We start from the raw sequence: 19,444 nt of genomic DNA, 5'->3' as shown, positions 1-19,444 counted from the left end.
CCATGACAGACGTTGCTATGGAAAACCAAACTGTAGATAAAAAGCCGAACAAATTTGCGATGCTAATTTCCTGCCTATTGGCCTTTCCACTTGCAGCGGTGTTGTTAGTGCATCCTGCTGCTATGTTGGATGACAATGGTCACTATAGCCACAGTGCACTGATGTATATCATGATTGGTATCTCAGGTGGCTTTATCCACGGTGTTGGCTTCGTGCCACGCCACTGGATTTGGAAATGGCTGTTTAGCCCGTTTCTATCGTGGCCACTGATGATCTGGGGTTATTACACCTGGTTCTTCAGTTAAATAAAAAAGCCCTCATTGACTGAGGGCTTTTTTATAGTTCGTTTTTCTTGGATTCTACATTTCAGCCATGACACCAATAATCCCATTAATAATCATATCTACCGCAATAGTCCCAATCAGTAAGGCCGACAGTCGCCCGACAATATCAACATAACGGTCAATATATTTGGCATGCTTGTAACGCAAATGGTCATGCGCAAATTTCATTAAAATCATCAAGCCACAGGTCAACGCCAAAGTCAGGAAAATAATCATGGCCGCACCACTGATTGGCAGTGCCATACCTGTCACCACAGCAGCACTGATGGTTCCTGGACCAATCATAAAAGGCATCGCAATGGTTCCTGCCAAATGCTCAGGCGCACCACGCATTTCACCAATGGTATCTGCTCCCTGAAACACGTAGCGATAACCAATCACCAAGAAGATCAGACCACCAAATATTTGAAAGGCTTCAAAGCGTACATTTAAATATTTACTAAAAATCGCTTCCCCACCCCATGCGAACAGCATAAATACTATAAAAGCAATGAGACAGCCCTGAATCAAGGCCTTATTAAACACTTTAGCTTCGGAGTTCCGAATCATGCCAATCATGTAAATACTCATTAAAAACGGATTCAGCAATGAGAAAAACAAAGCAAAAGCATGTAAATATGAGGTCAACATGGTTCCTCCTAATTATCCTTGAGGGTCTGGAAATAAGGGACGATTCCCTGGACTGATTCGATTGATATGTAAGAAGGTCATGTGACGTTCATAACGATCCAGCACATCATTAATCACTTGCTCTTTGGTATAACCAACAAGGTCGTTGCCTTGAGAACCTTCATACAAATAGGTTTCAAGACGGTAGTAGAACCGTTTACCCAGTTTGCCACGCTCACTAAAGGTCGGCGCGATATAACGCACTGGCCAAATTTGATAGACAAAGTTTTGTTCTTCTTCCAAATGTATCATCAAATCTAAATGATATAGATTTGGGTCTTCTTCTAGTGCACTCTCTTGAACACTGATGTCGATACCTCGTTTTTGCATTTCCTCTGCAACGGCCATTACCGCAGGTCGGCAGATGTCATCGAGCATACGCCGAGTATCAGTTGTTCCTGGATGGTGCATGACTCGGGACAAACGTTTTTTCCAGTTGAGGATGTCGACATTGCCCACCACGGGTGCGGCATTTAAACTGCTACTGGCTTGTCGGTAGTCTTCTAACCGCAGTGATTTATACAAACCTGCCATCACCAAGAACATCACAAAACTAAACGGCAACCCCATAATAATCGTGGCATTTTGTAGTGCCGTAATCCCGTTAGCCATCAACATTGCAAGGGTCAATAAACCAATCGCTATGGCCCAGAATACACTCAACCATCGCGGTGCATCATGATCGACATTGGTAAATTGAGTGGTGAAATTACCCAATACCAGTGCACCAGAGTCCGCCGAGGTCACATAAAACAGTAAGCCAGTAATTGTGGCTACACCTGCAATAAACGGAAACCACGGATACTGTGCCAGCAAGTCATAAAAACCATGTGCTGGGTTGGCAATGACACTCTGTGCGAGGGCTAAATTACCATCAAAAATCACACTATGTAGTGCACTATTTCCAAATATTGATAACCACGTGAGTGTGAAAAATAAAGGAATAATGAGCGTTCCGCTAACAAACTCACGAATGGTTCGACCACGTGAAATCCGTGCTAAAAACAAACCTACAAATGGTGACCAAGCCACCCACCATGCCCAAAAGAACAATGTCCAACTGTTCATCCATTCTTTGGGTTGTTGAAAGGCAAAACTTTCCAAAGTCATACTTGGAAAACGGTTAATGTAGTCCCCAATATTTTGCACAAAAGCATTCAGTAAAAATTCGGTATTGCCTAAAAACAAAATAAACAGCATCAACCCAACAGAAACATAAATATTGATCTCAGAGAGAACTCGCAGTCCCTTATTCACCCCTGAAGTCACTGAAATAATGGTCATTACCACCGCAACCACAATTAATGCGGTTTGCATCCAGAGGTTTTCAGGTAAATCGAACAACACATGTAAGCCATAGTTCAGCTGTACTACCCCAATCCCGCAGGTTGTCGCAATACCAAAAATCGTCCCGATGACCGCTGCGGTATCAACACTATGACCAATCGGCCCATGAATCTTATTCCCAAAGATCGGATATAAAGCAGAGCGAATGGTCAGTGGTAAGTTATAGCGATAACTAAAATACCCCAATGCCATGCCAATCAAGGCATACATACACCATCCCGTTAGACCATAGTGAAACAGGGTCCACACCATGCCTTGACGTGCAGCCTCTAGGGTCTGCCCCTCACCCACGGGTGGATGCATATAGTGGGATAAAGGTTCCGCTACCGAGAAAAACATCAAATCGATGCCGATCCCAGCTGAGAACAACATTGCAGACCAACTTAAAAGGCTAAATTCTGGCTTGGAATGTTTGGGGCCTAATTTGATGTTGCCATAGCGAGAACAGGCAATAAAAATGACAAAGACCATGTACAAAGTCGCTGCGAGTAAGTAATACCAACTAAAAGTTGAACTCACCCACGCCAAGACTGTATTTAAGGTCCGATTAGCAAAGTCATTAAACAAAATGGTGGTAATAGAAAAAATTAAAATAATGAGAGCTGAAATATAAAAGACCACACCATTTAAACGGTCTTTAGGCGCTAATGTTTGATCATCAACTGCTCTTGGATTATCTGTTGCCATACAATCCTCAAGAAAGTAAATAAAAAAAGACAAAAGCCAATTTTTAAACTTCTCGTGGTCGAGAGCTTAAAAATCGACTAACGAAAACGACAGTACTTTTATCAGAAATAAAAACGCTATCTTCTTTAAACCTGAAGGTTTAAATCATTTATGAGGTGCATTTGCTACACAGGCTTAAAATGTGAGCCACCCTTGTTCATCGATATTTTGATAGGAATCCTACACATATCTCCCTTCAACATGACTATAAGAGTTTTCTCAACTCAAAAAAAGTATAAAACCGTAAGCCTATAGCTCATCAGCTCACTTTTCTGAATGATGTTCTGCAATTAAACCCTTATGGCACATCCTTTTGATAAATAAAAAGTTATGTCGAATACTCAAAGCAATTTAGCAGTATTTTGCTTTGAATTTAACCATAAGTGTACTTTTTATTGATTGAACGTTCAATCAATAAAAAGTATCATAAAAAAATGCTATGATGCTTTCCATGTAAGTTATTGAATCTAACGCCTTTAAATTTAAGGCAAATTGTTCTGGATTGTCATGAATAAACGTAGAGTAAAACCTGAGCATGAGCGCCGTGAAGAAATCATTAATGCTGCCTATGCAGTCATTTATGAAGTGGGCTTATCCAACACCACCATTGCTCAAATTGCGAAAAAAGCACAGCTTTCTACGGGCATTGTGAGTCATTATTTTGGTGATAAACAAGGCCTTATTCACAGTTGCATGCGTCAAATGCTCAATGTCTTAGCCGAGACCACAGCAAGCTATAAGGCAAAGGTGGTGCAGCCCAGTCCAGAACATTCGCTCAAAGCCATTATTGATGCCAACTTTGACATCAGTCAGGTCAACAACACTGCTATGCGGGTTTGGCTCGATTTCTGGTCTGCCAGTATGCACCTACCCGACTTAGGTCGACTGCAACGAATCAATGACCAACGTCTTTATTCAAATTTGAAGTTTCATTTCTTGCAGCTCATGCCAAAGGCCCAAGCAAGCCAAGCCGCTAAAGGGCTAGCAGCACTGATTGATGGCTTATGGTTACGTGGAAGTTTAAGTGGTCATCAAGCATTTGATCGTGATTTGGCACGTTCTATTGCATACGACTATGTCGATATGCAACTTCGCTTAATTCAACAGATACGGCAGGAACAACAAAATGAATGATGTACAGCTTCACTCGCTTTATATTCACGGACAATATTTCAATGCCACCAGTGGTCAAACCTTTGACAGTATTAATCCTGCCACAGGTCAGGTCATTGCCACTATTCAGCAAGCCTCTAAAGCTGATGTCGATGCAGCCGTGCAAAGTGCTGTACAAGGGCAGCGTGAATGGGCTGCCAAAACAGCGGTCGAACGTGCCCGTATTTTACGTCGTGCAGTCGATATTTTACGCGCTCGTAATGACGAATTAGCACGCCTAGAAACACTCGATACAGGTAAAGCGTTCAGTGAAACCTCTACCGTCGATATTGTCACTGGTGCAGACGTTTTAGAGTACTACGCAGGACTTGCAACGGCCATTCAAGGTGAACAAGTGCCGCTACGTGAAAGTAGTTTTTTCTACACACGCCGTGAACCCTTAGGTGTGGTGGCAGGCATTGGTGCTTGGAATTATCCAATCCAAATAGCACTTTGGAAATCAGCTCCGGCCCTTGCTGCTGGGAATGCCATGATTTTTAAACCGAGCGAAGTGACCCCTCTTACTGCCTTAAAGTTAGCAGAGATCTATACTGAAGCAGGCGTACCTGCTGGGGTTTTCAACGTGGTACAGGGTTTTGGTGCTGACGTGGGTCAATGGTTGACTGAACACCCAGATATCCAAAAAATTTCGTTCACAGGTGGTGTGGCAACGGGTAAAAAGGTCATGGCCAGTGCTGCAGCTTCCAGTCTCAAAGAAGTCACCATGGAGCTCGGTGGCAAATCACCTCTGATTATTTGTGCCGACGCCAACCTTGACCGCGCAGCCGATATTGCGGTGATGGCAAACTTCTTTAGCTCAGGTCAAGTATGTACCAATGGCACCCGTGTGTTTGTACCACAAACCCTCAAGGCTGCATTTGAACAAGCAGTGATTGAGCGTGTAAAACGTATCCGCATAGGTGACCCGATGCAGGCTGAAACCAACTTTGGACCTTTAGTCAGCTTTCCCCATATGGAAAAAGTCTTGTCTTATATTGAGTCGGGCAAACAACAAGGTGCGACCTTACTGACTGGTGGACAACGTGCCACTGAAGCAGCGCTTGCTCAGGGCGCATATGTATTACCGACCGTGTTCACCGACTGTCATGACGACATGCACATTGTGCAAGATGAAATCTTTGGTCCGGTCATGAGCATTTTAAGCTATGACAGTATTGAAGAAGCTATTCAACGTGCCAACAACACCAGTTATGGTTTAGCTGCGGGTGTGGTAACACAAGATATTTCCCAAGCGCATCGCATTATTCATCAGCTTGAGGCAGGTATTTGCTGGATCAATACATGGGGCGAATCCCCTGCTGAAATGCCTGTAGGGGGTTATAAACAGTCAGGAGTCGGACGTGAAAATGGCATCACCACACTTGAACACTATACCCGTATCAAATCGGTTCAAGTTGAACTGAGCGAATACCAAAGTATTTTTTAAAGTCTGAATTTTAATTATCTAAATCCTTACTTCCTTTTTATTTATTCTTTTTTTCATCCTCAACTCAACATGTGGCCACGTTCTCATGCAACGTGGCCCTGCCATAGAAAAAGGATCATTATGCATTCTCAACACTACGATTATATTATTATTGGCGCAGGTTCTGCGGGTAATGTACTGGCTGCTCGCTTAACCGAAGACCCAGATGTTTCAGTGCTCTTACTCGAAGCGGGTGGACCTGATTATCGACTCGACTTTCGCACCCAAATGCCTGCGGCTTTGGCCTATCCCTTACAAGGCCGTCGTTATAACTGGGCGTATTTAACCGACCCAGAACCCCACATGAACAACCGTCGTATGGAATGTGGTCGCGGCAAAGGCTTAGGCGGTTCGTCCCTCATTAATGGCATGTGTTATATCCGTGGAAATGCCATGGATTTAGAACAGTGGGCAACCCTTAAAGGTCTTGAAGATTGGAGTTATGCGGACTGTCTGCCTTACTACAAAAAAGCTGAAACCCGTGATATTGGTGGCAATGACTATCATGGCGATGCTGGCCCTGTTTCTGTCGCCACGCCTAAAGCAGACAATAATGTTTTATTCCATGCCATGGTTGAAGCAGGTGTGCAAGCAGGCTATCCACGCACTGATGATTTAAATGGTTATCAACAAGAAGGTTTCGGCCCAATGGATCGAACCGTGACCCCCAAAGGTCGACGCTCAAGCACAGCACGTGGCTATTTAGATATGGCCAAAGGTCGAGCGAATCTAACCATTATCACCCATGCCATGACCAATCAAATTTTGTTCAATGGCAAACAAGCGATTGGTGTTGAATATATTCAAGGTGCTAATCAAAACAACTTGCTTCAGGTCTATGCCAATAAAGAAGTCCTACTCTGTGCTGGAGCGATTGCATCACCGCAAATTTTGCAACGTTCGGGTGTGGGTTCAAGCACCTTACTTCAATCTCTCGACATTCCAGTCGTGCATGACTTACCGGGTGTCGGTGAAAACCTGCAAGACCATTTAGAAATGTACTTACAATATAAGTGTAAGCAACCTGTTTCTCTCTACCCTGCTTTAAAATGGCAAAACCAACCTGCAATTGGTGCAGAGTGGTTGTTTAACGGAATAGGGATTGGAGCAAGCAACCAGTTTGAAGCAGGTGGCTTTATTCGATCCTCCAAAGAGTTTGCTTGGCCAAATATTCAATACCACTTCTTGCCTGTTGCAATTAACTATAATGGCAGTAATGCCGTCAAAGAGCATGGCTTCCAAGCCCATGTCGGTTCGATGCGCTCACCTTCACGCGGTCGAGTACAGGTGACATCTAAAAACCCTTTCGACCATCCAAGTATTTTATTTAACTACATGTCGACCGAACAAGACTGGCAGGAATTTCGTGACGCTATCCGGATTACTCGTGAAATTATGAACCAACCTGCACTTGATCCTTATCGAGGCGAAGAAATCAGCCCTGGAAAAGATGTGAGTACCGATGCTGAATTAGATGAATTTGTGCGGAATCACGCTGAAACTGCTTATCATCCATCCTGTAGTTGTAAAATGGGCGAAGATGATATGGCAGTAGTCGATGGACAAGGTCGTGTGCATGGCATGCAAAATTTACGTGTTGTTGATGCATCGATTATGCCGCTGATTATCACAGGTAACTTAAATGCAACCACCATTATGATGGCTGAGAAAATCGCGGATCAAATACGTGGTCATCAAGCTTTACCACGTTCAACTGCTCCATTTTACCGCGCCGAAATCGCATAACTCTTAATGGTGTAAAACCTGACCTTTTATTCAACTTTAGAATAATTAGGTCAGGCAATTATTCATATTTTCTAAAACAACATAATCACAAATTGCTTGATTTTTAAACTAATATTACGACTCAACTTAGACATTTAAACGTTTAAGATATTGAGTAGTTGTATAGATATTCAACATCTGCATTTTAAATGCAGAAATTAAACCAAAATAAAATTCAATAAAAACAATAAATAAAAACAAACATCACTGATATTTATAATTCAACCCAACCCATTTACAATAAAAATTACTAAGTCAATACATATTTAGTCTAAAATATACATCAATCAAAAATGCGTGATAGCTTCAAACGTTAATCTTTGTATGCTTGTGCTTTTAAGTATTACTTCAATTCTGCCAAGCTAATTTTTTACAAGCACCTCTATCACCATAATTGTTATTTTCTCTTCGCTATAAAGCGATCCAAAACCTGCTCCCCAAGGTCATAATCGCATGAACAAATTTTTAAAATACCTATTGGTATTCATCGTCCTGCTTATTATTGCAGCACTGATCTTTTTATTTAGACCCATCACGTCTAAAAAAATTCAAACCACCAACAATGAGCCTGTTGTTGACGCAGTCTTAGTTGGCGGTGGCATCATGAGTGCAACTTTAGGCACATATCTAAGCGAGCTTGAGCCAAACTGGCAAATTCGCATGTATGAACGACTCGACAAAGTTGCACAAGAAAGCTCTAATGGTTTCAACAATGCCGGCACTGGTCACTCTGGCTTTATGGAAATGAACTACACCTCTGAAAAAGATGGGAAAATGGACATTACCAAAGCTGTAAAAGTGGCTGAACAATTTGAAGTTGCAAAACAGTTCTGGTCTTATCAAGTCAAAGAAGGGGTTTTGGGTCAACCAAATAGCTTCATCAACCCTGTACCGCACATTGCTTTCGTTTGGGGCGATAACGTGAATTTCCTCGAAAAACGTTACGCTGCAATGGTTAAAAACCCAATGTTTTATGGCATGAAATTCTCTGAGAATCCTGCTGAAATTAAACAATGGGCACCATTGGTGATGAATGGCCGTGATGCTGCACAAAAAGTAGCTGCAACACGCATGGATGTAGGTTCGGATGTGAACTATGGTTCGATCACCACTCAATTGGTCGATCACCTTAAAAAACAATCTAATTTCCAGTTACAAACATCCACTGAAGTGACTGGCATTAGCCAAAATGATGATAAAACGTGGACTGTTGCATTTAAAAACCTCACTACAGGGAAAACAGATCACGTGAAAACGCGCTTTGTCTTTATTGGTGCAGGCGGTGCAGCGGTTAAACTTTTACAAATGACAGGCTTACCAGAAGCGAAGCAATATGCTGGCTTCCCTGTAGGTGGCGTGTTCTTAATGACCGACAACCCAAAAGTCACTGAAGGTCATACTGCAAAAGTTTATGGTCGTGCTGAATTAGGCGCACCGCCAATGTCTGTTCCACATATTGATACACGTTATATCGACGGTAAAAAATATGTGTTGTTTGGTCCATTTGCAACTTATTCAAACAAGTTCTTAAAACAAGGTTCTCAGCTTGATTTATTGAAATCAACCACGAAGAACAACGTTTTACCAATGACCGCTGTGGGTATGGAAAATCTTGATTTGGTGAAATACTTAGTTAGCCAAGTCATGATGACCGATGAAGACCGTTTTAATGAGTTGAAAAAATACTATCCTGATGCAAAACCAGAGGACTGGCGCATGAATCAAGGTGGTCAACGTGTTCAAATCATTAAGAAAGAACCAGGCAAACCTGCAAGCTTGCAATTTGGTACCGAGATTTTTGCATCACAAGATGGTGCTGTGACTGCCCTATTAGGTGCTTCACCAGGTGCTTCAACTTCTCCTTATATTATGTTGAGCTTGCTTGAAAAAGCATTCCCACAACAAGTAGAAGGTAAATGGAATCCGAAATTACATGAAATTGTAAAATCGTACCAACAAGAACTCAGCACCAATCCTGTTCTTCTTGATCAAGTTCGCCAATACACCAGCACAACCTTGGGTTTGAAATATACACCGATGGCTAAGGCTGCAAATGACGAAACTGTTGCTGTAGCAAAAGCACAGTAATCTGCTTTAAACCCTAAAAAGGATGGACTTTGCGCCATCCTTTTTTTAATTCATATTTGAAACTATTCTGTTTATGTCGCTTTTCCATTCCGACGCTTTTTTGGCTTTTCGTTCACGTGATTTTTCACTTCTGAGTGTCAATCAGTTGTGCTTAATTCTAGCCATCATGATTCAAGAAGTCGTCATTGCCTATAGCGTCTACCAACTCACTCAGAATCCACTCAGCCTTGGCATGATTGCCTTAATTGAGTTACTTCCCTTTATTTGCCTCTCCCTGATTAGTGGCGATTGGGCTGACCGCTATAACCGACAAAAAATTGTGCAGTGGAGTTTTAGCTGTAGCACACTAATTCCCTTATTGTTTATTGTTCTTTTTTCTCAGTACCAACAACAGCACATTCAACAATATACACTTTTATGCGGCATTTATAGCCTCATCTTTTGCTTAGGCATACTTAGAGGTATTTACAGCCCATCTTTTAATTCATTACGCCCTTTTCTAACCCCAGAGTCAGCCTATAGCAATGCAGCCACATGGACTGCCCTCATTTGGCAAATAGGCGGCATTTTAGCGCCCTTATGCGCAGGACTTTTACTCGGCCAACTTGGGCTTGAAAAAACCCTCTTGATTGTTTTTTTCTTGTGTTGCGTGGGTAGCATCTGCTTGTTCGGATTAAGTGCTCGTGACTTCCCTAGCACGCATAAACAACATTTAAGCAAAAGCTTAAAAGAGGCCTATTTGTTTATCTTTAAACATCCACTGATGTTTTGGAGTATGTTGCTGGATCTCAGCGCTATGCTTTTTTGTAGTGTCATTATCTTACTGCCTATTTTTGCACACGATATCCTTCATCTAGGCGTTGAAGGCTTAGGTATACTCAGAGCGGCTCCAGCCATTGGCGCCTGTATCATGATGTTGATATTGACCTGTTATTCTCCGATGAAAAATGCATGGAGAAACATGCTCTATAGTAGTTTTGCAATTGCTTTGTGCACTTTGGCCTTTGCACTATCCCCCCATGTTTGGCTCTCAGTCTTCTTCCTTGTTTTGATTGGCGCCTTTGATAGCATCAGCATGATCATTCGGCAAACTTTATTACAGCAACTCCCCCCAAAAGCACTATTAGGGCGTGTAGCAGCTTTAAATGGCATCTTAGTGACTTCAGGCAATCAACTCGGTGCCCTACACACAAGCCTAATGACGCGCTATTTTTCGGTAGTGCCAGCAGTACTTATTGGCGGGACGCTGTGTTTAATAATTTGTGGTCTAAGTTCTACTCGTACGCAACATTTATTCAAGCCATCCCCAACACGGAAAAAACATGCTACCGTCACAAAAATCGAATAGCATGTTAAGCTTCAAATCTCCTTTTAATATGATGTGAGTTTTCAATAGAGCAAATTATGAAACAGATTCTCCCCTTTTCACACACTCTCTATGTCAAACTCTATTCTTTCGTACTATCCATGTTGTTGGCTTATTGCCTATTCAATGCAATCTATAGTGTGATTATTGGTGGAAAAAGTGCATACCTTTTCAGTAGTCTGATTTTAATATTTCAAACAATTACTGTTTTTAAAGCATCTGTAAATAAAAAGATCTATAACTACATGGGATTGATTGGACTCATTCTAATTCTGATTTATCTCAATCATTGGATGTTTCTTTCTCAGTATGAAAGTATTGCCATTCTTCCCTCAGTCATACTCACCGCACTTAGCTTAGGCTATTTTTCACAGCAGCACTTGCATTTAAATCTATTGAAGGCGGCTTTAATTTTTGGGCTTTTAGTATTAGCCTATACGCAATACCATGACTTGAATACTCTGCAAAACTATTATGACAGCCTGCATACAGGCGAAACATGGCAACAATATGGTGCTTTATAAAGATCAAAAAAACGTTAGAGTTTTCCTCTTATTTTAAACACAAAAAAGCCAGCAATACCGCTGGCTTGATTCTTTTAAACTTTAGCGATGAGTATGAATTGACATCACGATACCCATGCTGGCCAACATGGTAATCACCGCGGTTCCACCATAACTCATCAGTGGCAATGGATCACCTGTTACAGGTAAAATCCCACTGACCATCCCCGAGTTTAACAACACAAAGAAGAAGAATGTTAAGCCCACAGCACCCGCGTATAAACGCCCAAAATTATGAAAGCTGTTCATACCAATAATCAAACAACGAATGATAATGGCCGCAAACAAACTAAACAGCAAGAACACCCCAATAAAGCCAAACTCTTCCGCATACGTAGACATAATGAAGTCGGTATGGTGCTCAGGCAAATACCCCAAATGTGACTGTGTGCCCTCTGTAAAACCCTTCCCCATTAAACCACCTGAACCAATGGCAATCTTGGATTGGATAATATTCCAACCCGCACCCAATGCATCTGACTCTGGGTCAAATAAAGTGAGCACTCGCTTTTTTTGGTACTCTTGCAAAAAGAACATCCAAAGTAAGGGAGCGACAACAGCCAATGCACCACAGGCCAACGCAATGAGCCGCCAAGAAATACCGCTAAGGAAAATGACACACACACCAGGGATCAAGAGACCTAGGTTTAAGTCAGGCTGTAAAGCTGCCAATAAAAACGGCAACATCATAATGCCCAACGAAATCACAATATGCATAAACTTAGGCGGGAATGCGCGGCCTGCAAAGTACCACGCCATCATCAAAGGCATGGCAAACTTCATAAACTCAGAAGGCTGCATGCTACCAATACCTGGTAGACTAATCCAACGTCTGGCTCCCATGCGGGTTTCGCCCACCACCAAGACCAATACCATTAAAATCACAGCGAAGATGAAAAAATAAGGACTAATGGCCTGATAGACTTTGGGTGGGATTTGCGCACAGATCATCATCACAATGAAGCCCACAGCAAAGCTCGTGGCTTGGCGAAATACCATGCCCATATCTTGTGCTGACGCACTATAAATAACCAACAATCCCAACACGGCATTTAAAATCAGAAAGCATAAAAGCCATGGATCTAAATGTAATTTAGCCCATCGAGATGAGTCATGTTTAATGCTTCTACCGTCACGTAAAGACTGACGTAAAAAACGATACTGCTGTGATGGTATCATTTGCGTAAATTGAATGAGCTAAAGACAGGGCAAATTATAAGTTCAAAGTGTTTTAGATAACATCATTCAAACCCATATTTCTGTAGTTTTAACCCAATAAATCCAAATAATTTTTATTGTGCTACCAAAATCAGGCGCGCAAGCTCAAGGTCATCTGGATAGGTAATTTTAATATTATCGGAGCGCCCTTGTACGACTTGAACCTTTTCACCAACAAACTCTAAAGCACTAGCTTCATCTGTAATTAAGGCTTGTGCCTCTAGTGCATGTTCAATTGCCTTTTTCAGTACCCCCAGTTTAGCAATCTGCGGAGTTTGTGCCTGCCAAAGCTGTGAACGATCAACGGTTTCTTGAATATCTTGCGCTGAGGCTACACGCTTTAAAGTATCTCTAACAGGAATAGCTAAAATCGCCCCTGTATTGGACTGAATAGCAGTATCAACCAGTCTCACCAAACAATCCTGCGTGACACATGGACGAGCTGCATCATGCACAAAAACCCAGTCGTCAGCATCAGCGATTGTGGAAAGATAATTGAGCGCATTGAGCACTGAGTCTACACGCTCAGCACCACCTTCACAAAAATGTGCTTTTTCCATGTTGGTAAAAGGCAAACTTTGAGCGACATCATCATCTAAACCAATCGCCAAAACATAGCCCTGTAAAGGCAATTGGTTAAGACGTAAAACCGTATGTTCAAGTACGGTCTTTTGTCCAATCATTTGATATTGTTTTAGTTCAGTTTTAGAAAAGCGACTACCCGAGCCAGCAGCAGGAATAATAGCCCACAATTTATGGGGTAGCTGGAGGGGTTTCAGGCTCATCGTCTTCATTGGTTCGCAAATCAATTTGGGCGTTAGGATCAATATAAACAGGCTTATATTGAGTACTGATGGTACTCATTTGAATAAATGTTTCTCGGGGTTTGATTAAACCCAAGTCCAAGCGCGCATGCTCTTCAATGGCTTCAATACCATTTTTCAAATCATACACTTCTGCCGCCAAGACACGATTACGTTCTTTTAAGTCGTTATTAATTTCAGTTTGTTGTTGGATTTTTTGTGTGAGTTGTAAATGGTCTTGATAACCACCCTCACCAAACCAGTATAAATACTGAAACCCTGCGATCAAAATGATCGCAAGGCCTAGTAGTACTTTACTCATCAACGAGTCGAATACATTGAACATTGACATTAGTCGCTTAGTTTAAACCTTTAAACTCAGCTTTACCGCGGTAAGCAGCATTTGTCAATTCTTCAATACGAAGCAATTGGTTGTATTTCGCTACACGGTCAGAACGGCACAGTGAACCTGTCTTGATTTGACCAGCCGCAGTACCCACCGCAAGATCAGCAATCGTAGAATCTTCAGTTTCGCCAGAACGGTGTGAAATTACAGTAGAGTAACCATTTTCTTTCGCAAGATAGATTGCATCTAGAGTTTCAGTCAACGTACCAATTTGGTTGTATTTAATTAAGATAGAGTTACCGACTTTCTCATTAATACCACGTTGAAGGATTTTCGGGTTTGTAACGAACAAGTCATCACCCACCAACTGGATTTTGTCGCCTAGGATAGATGTCAAGTAAGACCAACCTTCCCAATCCGACTCATCCAAACCATCTTCAATTGAGATAATTGGATATTGGTTTACAAGGCCCGCCAAATAGTCAGAGAACTGGTTGCTTGTGAATGCTTTATTGCCTTCACCAGCAAGGATGTACTGACCATTTTTGTAAAATTCTGAAGATGCACAGTCAAGCGCAAGCATAATATCAGAACCCGCTTTGTAGCCCGTTTGACCAATCGCTTCAAGAATAACCGTGATTGCTTCTTCGTTTGAACGTAAGTTCGGCGCAAAACCACCCTCATCACCTACAGCAGTGTTTAAACCCTTTTTGTTTAAAACTGACTTAAGAGAATGGAAGATTTCAGCACCCGCACGTAGTGCTTCAGAGAATGACGTGAAGCCTACAGGCTCAATCATAAACTCTTGAATATCAACATTGTTGTCTGCATGCGAACCACCATTGATGATGTTCATCATTGGTACAGGCATAGTCAAAATAGTTTGACCACGTAAGTCTGCAATGTATTGGAAAAGAGGAATTTTCTTTTCATCGGCAGCAGCACGTGCAGCAGCGAGCGAAACAGCTAAAGTTGCATTTGCACCCAATTTTTCTTTGTTTTCAGTACCATCAAGTTCGATCATCGTATTATCGATGTCTTTTTGTTCAAATACTGATTTGCCCACTAAAGCATCACGGATAATCGTGTTTACGTTGTTAACCGCAGTTTTAACACCTTTACCCAAATAGCGTGCTTTGTCGCCATCACGAAGTTCTAAAGCTTCACGAGAACCAGTTGAAGCACCAGATGGTGCACATGCACGGCCAACTACGCCAGATGCTAAGATTACGTCTGCTTCGATGGTTGGGTTACCACGAGAGTCCAAAATTTCACGTGCACGGATGTCAACGATTTGGCTCATGAACAATTCCTCAGTTGATTAATAACGAGATGCTTTAGATGGCATCAATGAGTTTATAATTTAGTGTGTATCTAGCTTTTTGAAACCTTTAACCAAGGTGTCCAATTCTTTTAGCTGTGCCAAGAAAGGCTCAAGCTGAGACATACGCAATGCGCATGGTCCATCACACTTGGCTTTTTCTGGGTCTGGATGCGCTTCCAAGAATAAACCTGCTAGACCTGTTGCCATTCCCGCGCGAGCAAGTGTCGTGATTTGCGCGCGACGACCACCCGCAGAATCCGCACGACCACCCGGAGTTTGAAGCGCATGGGTCACATCAAAGAACACAGGGACATTCATTTCCTTCATGATGTCAAAGCCCAACATGTCTACAACCAAATTGTTGTAACCAAATGCCGAACCACGTTCACAAATAATGAGCTTGTCATTCCCGGCCTCTAAACACTTATGCAAAATATGGCGCATTTCATGTGGTGCAAGGAATTGTGCTTTTTTGATGTTAATGATGGCATCAGTTTTTGCCATCGCTTCAACCAAATCAGTCTGACGACTTAGGAAAGCAGGAAGTTGGATAATATCCGCAACTTCCGCTACAGGTGCAGCTTGGTAAGGTTCATGTACATCAGTAATGATAGGTACATTGAAATGTTTTTTAATGTCAGCTAACCACTCAATCCCTTTTTCTAGGCCTGGCCCTCGAAACGAGTTCAAGCTTGAACGGTTGGCCTTATCAAAACTGGCTTTAAATACGTAAGGAATCTCCAAACGCTTGCAGATATCGACATAAGTCTCTGCAATTTCAAAAGCCAAATCTTTAGACTCAAGTACGTTCATGCCGCCGAATAGTACAAATGGCAAGTGGTTTGCCATTTGTATATCGCCTAAACGTACAATTTCTTGTGGTTTTAATTGTGACATTTAAACTTCCTAGTTTATTGCTTAACCCAAATTACTTCGCTTTTTTGTACTGTGCTTTTGCAGCATCAATAAAACTAGCAAATAATGGGTGTCCATCACGTGGTGAACTTGTAAATTCCGGGTGGAATTGTACAGCAATAAACCAAGGATGTTGAGGAATTTCAACTGTTTCTACTAAGTGCTGTACAGGTGAATAGCCCGAAATTTTCATGCCAGCTTCTTCAAGCGCTGGAATAAAACGGTTATTCATCTCATAACGGTGACGGTGACGTTCAATAATATCTGCTGAACCATACACTTCACGTGTTTTAGTCCCTTCAACCAATTCTGATTTTTGAGCACCAAGACGCATCGTACCGCCAAGATCAGAGTCAACATTACGCTGTTGAACTTCACCACGCTCATCTAACCATTCAGTGATTAGACCAATCAATGGAGACTTAGTCGAACGGTTGAATTCAGTCGAACTCGCGTCACTAATACCCACGACATTACGTGCATATTCGATCACAGCCAACTGCATACCTAAACAGATACCCAAGAATGGAACACCGTTTTCACGTGCGAATTTAATCGCTTGCATTTTCCCTTCAGTACCACGTTCACCAAAACCACCCGGTACCAAGATTGCATCCATATCTTTCAATACTTCATTGACATCTTGGCTTTCAAGTTCTTCAGCATTGACATAGTCAATTTGAACTTTAACGCGATTTTGAATGCCCGCATGTAAAAGCGCTTCATTCACAGACTTATACGCATCTGGAAGTTCAACATACTTACCAACCATTGCAACACGAACCGTGTATTCAGGGTTTAGTAGTGCTTCTACAACATTGTCCCAATCTGTTAAATCAGCTTCAGGCAAGTCATTGAAACCAAAACGTTCACAGATTAAGTCGTCAACATTTTGTTCATAGAAGGTACGCGGAATTTGGTAAATGCTGCGTGCATCTTTACACACCACAACTGCACGCGCTTCAACGTTTGTGAACAAGGCAATTTTACGGGTCGTGTCTGCATCAACATCATATTCAGTACGACAAATTAAAATGTCTGGCTGAATACCAATCGATAACAATTCTTTTACCGAGTGCTGAGTTGGTTTAGTTTTCAACTCTGCCGCAGATTTGATATATGGAAGCAAAGTTAAGTGCATAAGCATAGTGCGCTTATGACCTAGTTCAACCATAAGTTGACGTACAGATTCCATGAATGGGAGAGATTCGATGTCACCTACTGTGCCGCCAATTTCAACAATCGCAACGTCATAACCTTCGCCTGCGCGAAGTACACGTTCTTTGATGTTGTCTGTAATATGTGGAATAACTTGAACAGTTCCACCAAGGTAGTCACCACGGCGTTCTTTATTTAAAACGTCTTGGTATACGCGACCAGAAGTAAAGTTATTTAACTTGGTCATTTTCGCACGACGCAAGAAACGTTCGTAATAACCCAAGTCTAAATCGGTTTCTGCACCATCCTCTGTGACAAAAACTTCACCATGTTGGAACGGGCTCATAGTCCCTGGATCGACATTAATGTATGGATCCATTTTTACCATGGTTACTTTTAATCCACGGGCTTCTAAAAGCGCAGCAACTGAAGCAGCTGAAATACCTTTACCTAGTGATGAAACTACACCACCAGTCACGAAAATAAAATGGGTCATTGGGTTTCTCGTACAATCGAGCCTAATTCGGCCTGCAATGTTGCGCAATTTTACTTTACCTTGTACCAATAAAGCAAAGTCAATCCGCATCAATTCATAGAACAATAAACAATTGGATATTCTATCAGCATTTGGCAGATAAAATTAAGCTAAGTTCATAGGATTTTCATCTTGCATTTTGCTGTTATAATGGCGCGATCCTTCAAACACTCGATTTTATGTAATTATGAATAAAAAACTTTTAATTTGTGGTGCCATTGCAGCAGGCTTACTATTAACAGCATGTGTAAAGAAAGAAGCACCTAAAGAAGATGAACAAGAACAAGTTGAAGTCGTTACTACAGAGCAACAACAAACTGTTGAACTTCAACCTTTAGCAGCATCTGAGCCTGAGATTCCAGCGCAAGTTGAAGTGATTCGCGAAGAAACACCGAATACAACTACTGAGATCCGTCGTGAAACGCCAGCACCTGCTCCAGCAGCTCAGCCTGCACCAAAAGCAGAAGCACCAAAAGCAGAAGAAAAACCAACGCAAGCACGCCCAAGTAATACAAACCCAAATACGCAAACTGAAGATGATGCGGTTGCAGCAGCCATTGCAGCAGCGACACCAGCTTTAGAAAACTAATCATCGCTATATTAGATGATTAAAAAAACCCGATTGATATCGGGTTTTTTTATTGCCGGCTTATAAATAAGCTTTTAATTTTTCTGCAAGAAAGTCAATAAATAAGCGAATACGTTTTGGCACATAATTCTGTTGATAGTAGACCGCATGTATTTTCTGCTCTTTGATCTGAATTTGATCTTCCAACAAAGCAATAAACCGCCCATCTTGAATATCTTGCTCGACCATAAAGCGTGATAAACAGGCAATCCCTGCCCCCTGCAATGCCAACTGACGAACCGTTTCTCCATTTGAACATTTAATTTTGGCCTGAATAATTAAAGGCTCATCCTCCAACTGAATAGGCCACGTATTTAAATGTGCAGGCTGACTAAAACCAAGCAAAGTATGTGAGCTTAATTCTGCTGCATTTTTAGGTAGACCATGTTTTTGCGCATAAACAGGACTAGCCACAATATATAACCGACTTTTACAAAGTAGCTTGGCATGTAAGCTTGAATCCGCCAACTCACCAAACCGAATCGCGACATCGGTTTTATGTTCAAGTAAGTCTATAACCTGATCGTGATTGGTAATTTCTATATCAATTTTTGGATAGCGCTGCATAAACTCTTCAATCAGCGGCACTATCACATGCAGCACAAAAGGCGTTGCTGAATCAATCCGAATTAAACCAAATGCCTCAGCATCATTATTTTGCAAACTTTCTTCAGCTTCGGTCAAGTCGAGTAAAATTTTACGTGCCTTTGTCAAAAACTGCTGCCCTTCATAGGTCAACTTGAGCTTCCGTGTCGTTCGCTCTAGCAAAGTCACATTCAACTTTGACTCTAAACGTTGCAAGGCACGGCTGACACCCGATGTGGTTTGATCCAATTGCTGCGCAGCTTTGACGATAGAGCCACTATCAACAATGCTCACAAAAGCCGTTAATTCTTCTATGGTAGATTTCATGTGTAATTATTGATTAATAGTCAATAATATTTTGCAAATTACCTAGTTTTTAAGCAAGTCTTTTTTCTACAAAATGGCC

The 19,444-nt window shown here is 41.8% G+C and carries 17 protein-coding genes; 8 read left to right on the top strand and 9 right to left on the bottom strand.

The annotated features are described in order from the left end of the window. Positions 1–2: 2 nt before the first annotated feature. Entirely contained in the window at positions 3–305 is a 303-nt protein-coding gene (locus HYI04_RS03110; protein ID WP_004696655.1) for a cyd operon YbgE family protein, read from the top strand. Between the two features lie 54 nt (positions 306–359). Here HYI04_RS03110 and HYI04_RS03105 read toward each other — a convergent pair whose 3' ends face one another. Together HYI04_RS03105 and HYI04_RS03100 are read right to left on the bottom strand one after the other, a co-directional pair. Continuing rightward, the gene (locus HYI04_RS03105) at positions 360–974 is read right to left on the bottom strand and encodes a MarC family protein (RefSeq protein ID WP_004981851.1); all 615 of its coding nucleotides are present in this window, start codon (positions 972–974) and stop codon (positions 360–362) included. Positions 975–986: 12 nt separating this feature from the next. Further along, positions 987–3,047: a choline transporter gene (locus tag HYI04_RS03100; RefSeq protein ID WP_005401063.1), complete on the bottom strand. Its 2,061-nt coding sequence runs from the start codon at positions 3,045–3,047 to the stop codon at positions 987–989. A gap of 546 nt (positions 3,048–3,593) precedes the next feature. On the opposite strand from HYI04_RS03100, the gene betI reads away from it, so the two are divergent. From betI to HYI04_RS03070, 6 genes are all read left to right on the top strand, one after another. Next, on the top strand, positions 3,594–4,220 hold the full coding sequence (gene betI, locus HYI04_RS03095; RefSeq protein ID WP_005401062.1) for a transcriptional regulator BetI: 627 nt from the start codon (positions 3,594–3,596) through the stop codon (positions 4,218–4,220). Continuing rightward, a complete protein-coding gene (betB, locus tag HYI04_RS03090) occupies positions 4,213–5,685 on the top strand; it encodes a betaine-aldehyde dehydrogenase (protein ID WP_005401061.1) in 1,473 nt (490 codons plus the stop codon). Before betI ends, betB begins: the two co-directional genes overlap by 8 nt. Positions 5,686–5,805: 120 nt before the next feature. Continuing rightward, complete coding sequence (gene betA, locus HYI04_RS03085) at positions 5,806–7,470, top strand: choline dehydrogenase (protein WP_010326964.1); 1,665 nt, start codon at positions 5,806–5,808, stop codon at positions 7,468–7,470. A gap of 492 nt (positions 7,471–7,962) precedes the next feature. Then, positions 7,963–9,597: a malate dehydrogenase (quinone) gene (mqo, locus tag HYI04_RS03080; RefSeq protein WP_005401059.1), complete on the top strand. Its 1,635-nt coding sequence runs from the start codon at positions 7,963–7,965 to the stop codon at positions 9,595–9,597. A 73-nt stretch (positions 9,598–9,670) separates the two neighbouring features. Beyond that, positions 9,671–10,945, top strand: coding sequence for an MFS transporter (locus tag HYI04_RS03075; protein WP_005401058.1), 1,275 nt, complete (start codon positions 9,671–9,673; stop codon positions 10,943–10,945). A gap of 56 nt (positions 10,946–11,001) precedes the next feature. Then, positions 11,002–11,487: a hypothetical protein gene (locus HYI04_RS03070; protein ID WP_005401057.1), complete on the top strand. Its 486-nt coding sequence runs from the start codon at positions 11,002–11,004 to the stop codon at positions 11,485–11,487. A gap of 81 nt (positions 11,488–11,568) precedes the next feature. Here the strand turns inward: HYI04_RS03070 and rodA are convergent, their stop codons facing one another. The 6 genes from rodA to HYI04_RS03040 all read right to left on the bottom strand — a co-directional run bounded on the left by rodA (position 11,569) and on the right by HYI04_RS03040 (position 17,786). Further along, a complete protein-coding gene (gene rodA / locus HYI04_RS03065; protein ID WP_005401056.1) occupies positions 11,569–12,705 on the bottom strand; it encodes a rod shape-determining protein RodA in 1,137 nt (378 codons plus the stop codon). Between the two features lie 113 nt (positions 12,706–12,818). Continuing rightward, on the bottom strand, positions 12,819–13,538 hold the full coding sequence (gene ispD / locus HYI04_RS03060; protein WP_005401055.1) for a 2-C-methyl-D-erythritol 4-phosphate cytidylyltransferase: 720 nt from the start codon (positions 13,536–13,538) through the stop codon (positions 12,819–12,821). Then, positions 13,498–13,899 (bottom strand): septum formation initiator family protein, encoded by a 402-nt coding sequence (locus HYI04_RS03055; RefSeq protein ID WP_010326966.1) that lies wholly within the window; start codon positions 13,897–13,899, stop codon positions 13,498–13,500. Before HYI04_RS03055 ends, ispD begins: the two co-directional genes overlap by 41 nt. Positions 13,900–13,906: 7 nt before the next feature. Continuing rightward, positions 13,907–15,196, bottom strand: a complete 1,290-nt coding sequence (gene eno, locus HYI04_RS03050) for a phosphopyruvate hydratase (RefSeq protein WP_004696631.1) — start codon at positions 15,194–15,196, stop codon at positions 13,907–13,909. A 60-nt stretch (positions 15,197–15,256) separates the two neighbouring features. Beyond that, positions 15,257–16,114 carry a 3-deoxy-8-phosphooctulonate synthase gene (gene kdsA / locus HYI04_RS03045; protein WP_005401052.1) on the bottom strand — a complete coding sequence of 286 codons (858 nt, stop codon included), beginning with the start codon at positions 16,112–16,114 and terminating at the stop codon, positions 15,257–15,259. A gap of 31 nt (positions 16,115–16,145) precedes the next feature. Then, on the bottom strand, positions 16,146–17,786 hold the full coding sequence (locus tag HYI04_RS03040; protein WP_004696627.1) for a CTP synthase: 1,641 nt from the start codon (positions 17,784–17,786) through the stop codon (positions 16,146–16,148). Positions 17,787–18,012: 226 nt separating this feature from the next. On the opposite strand from HYI04_RS03040, the gene HYI04_RS03035 reads away from it, so the two are divergent. After that, a complete protein-coding gene (locus HYI04_RS03035; protein WP_004696625.1) occupies positions 18,013–18,414 on the top strand; it encodes a hypothetical protein in 402 nt (133 codons plus the stop codon). A gap of 60 nt (positions 18,415–18,474) precedes the next feature. Here the strand turns inward: HYI04_RS03035 and HYI04_RS03030 are convergent, their stop codons facing one another. After that, the gene (locus HYI04_RS03030) at positions 18,475–19,365 is read right to left on the bottom strand and encodes a LysR family transcriptional regulator (protein WP_005401051.1); all 891 of its coding nucleotides are present in this window, start codon (positions 19,363–19,365) and stop codon (positions 18,475–18,477) included. Positions 19,366–19,444 lie beyond the last annotated feature (79 nt).

This window comes from Acinetobacter sp. SwsAc2 (assembly GCF_013391465.1).
GTDB lineage: Bacteria > Pseudomonadota > Gammaproteobacteria > Pseudomonadales > Moraxellaceae > Acinetobacter > Acinetobacter johnsonii.
This window is presented reverse-complemented; position numbering and strand designations above follow the sequence as displayed.

Coding starts and splice junctions, on each gene's coding strand:
- ispD (WP_005401055.1), bottom strand. CDS start 13,538: ATGAAGACGATGAGCCTGAAACCCCTCCAGCTACCCCATAAATTGTGG.
- HYI04_RS03040 (WP_004696627.1), bottom strand. CDS start 17,786: ATGACCCATTTTATTTTCGTGACTGGTGGTGTAGTTTCATCACTAGGT.
- betB (WP_005401061.1), top strand. CDS start 4,213: ATGAATGATGTACAGCTTCACTCGCTTTATATTCACGGACAATATTTC.
- HYI04_RS03075 (WP_005401058.1), top strand. CDS start 9,671: ATGTCGCTTTTCCATTCCGACGCTTTTTTGGCTTTTCGTTCACGTGAT.
- mqo (WP_005401059.1), top strand. CDS start 7,963: ATGAACAAATTTTTAAAATACCTATTGGTATTCATCGTCCTGCTTATT.
- betI (WP_005401062.1), top strand. CDS start 3,594: ATGAATAAACGTAGAGTAAAACCTGAGCATGAGCGCCGTGAAGAAATC.
- betA (WP_010326964.1), top strand. CDS start 5,806: ATGCATTCTCAACACTACGATTATATTATTATTGGCGCAGGTTCTGCG.
- HYI04_RS03110 (WP_004696655.1), top strand. CDS start 3: ATGACAGACGTTGCTATGGAAAACCAAACTGTAGATAAAAAGCCGAAC.
- HYI04_RS03070 (WP_005401057.1), top strand. CDS start 11,002: ATGAAACAGATTCTCCCCTTTTCACACACTCTCTATGTCAAACTCTAT.
- kdsA (WP_005401052.1), bottom strand. CDS start 16,114: ATGTCACAATTAAAACCACAAGAAATTGTACGTTTAGGCGATATACAA.
- HYI04_RS03030 (WP_005401051.1), bottom strand. CDS start 19,365: ATGAAATCTACCATAGAAGAATTAACGGCTTTTGTGAGCATTGTTGAT.
- HYI04_RS03055 (WP_010326966.1), bottom strand. CDS start 13,899: ATGTCAATGTTCAATGTATTCGACTCGTTGATGAGTAAAGTACTACTA.
- eno (WP_004696631.1), bottom strand. CDS start 15,196: ATGAGCCAAATCGTTGACATCCGTGCACGTGAAATTTTGGACTCTCGT.
- HYI04_RS03035 (WP_004696625.1), top strand. CDS start 18,013: ATGAATAAAAAACTTTTAATTTGTGGTGCCATTGCAGCAGGCTTACTA.
- HYI04_RS03100 (WP_005401063.1), bottom strand. CDS start 3,047: ATGGCAACAGATAATCCAAGAGCAGTTGATGATCAAACATTAGCGCCT.
- HYI04_RS03105 (WP_004981851.1), bottom strand. CDS start 974: ATGTTGACCTCATATTTACATGCTTTTGCTTTGTTTTTCTCATTGCTG.
- rodA (WP_005401056.1), bottom strand. CDS start 12,705: ATGATACCATCACAGCAGTATCGTTTTTTACGTCAGTCTTTACGTGAC.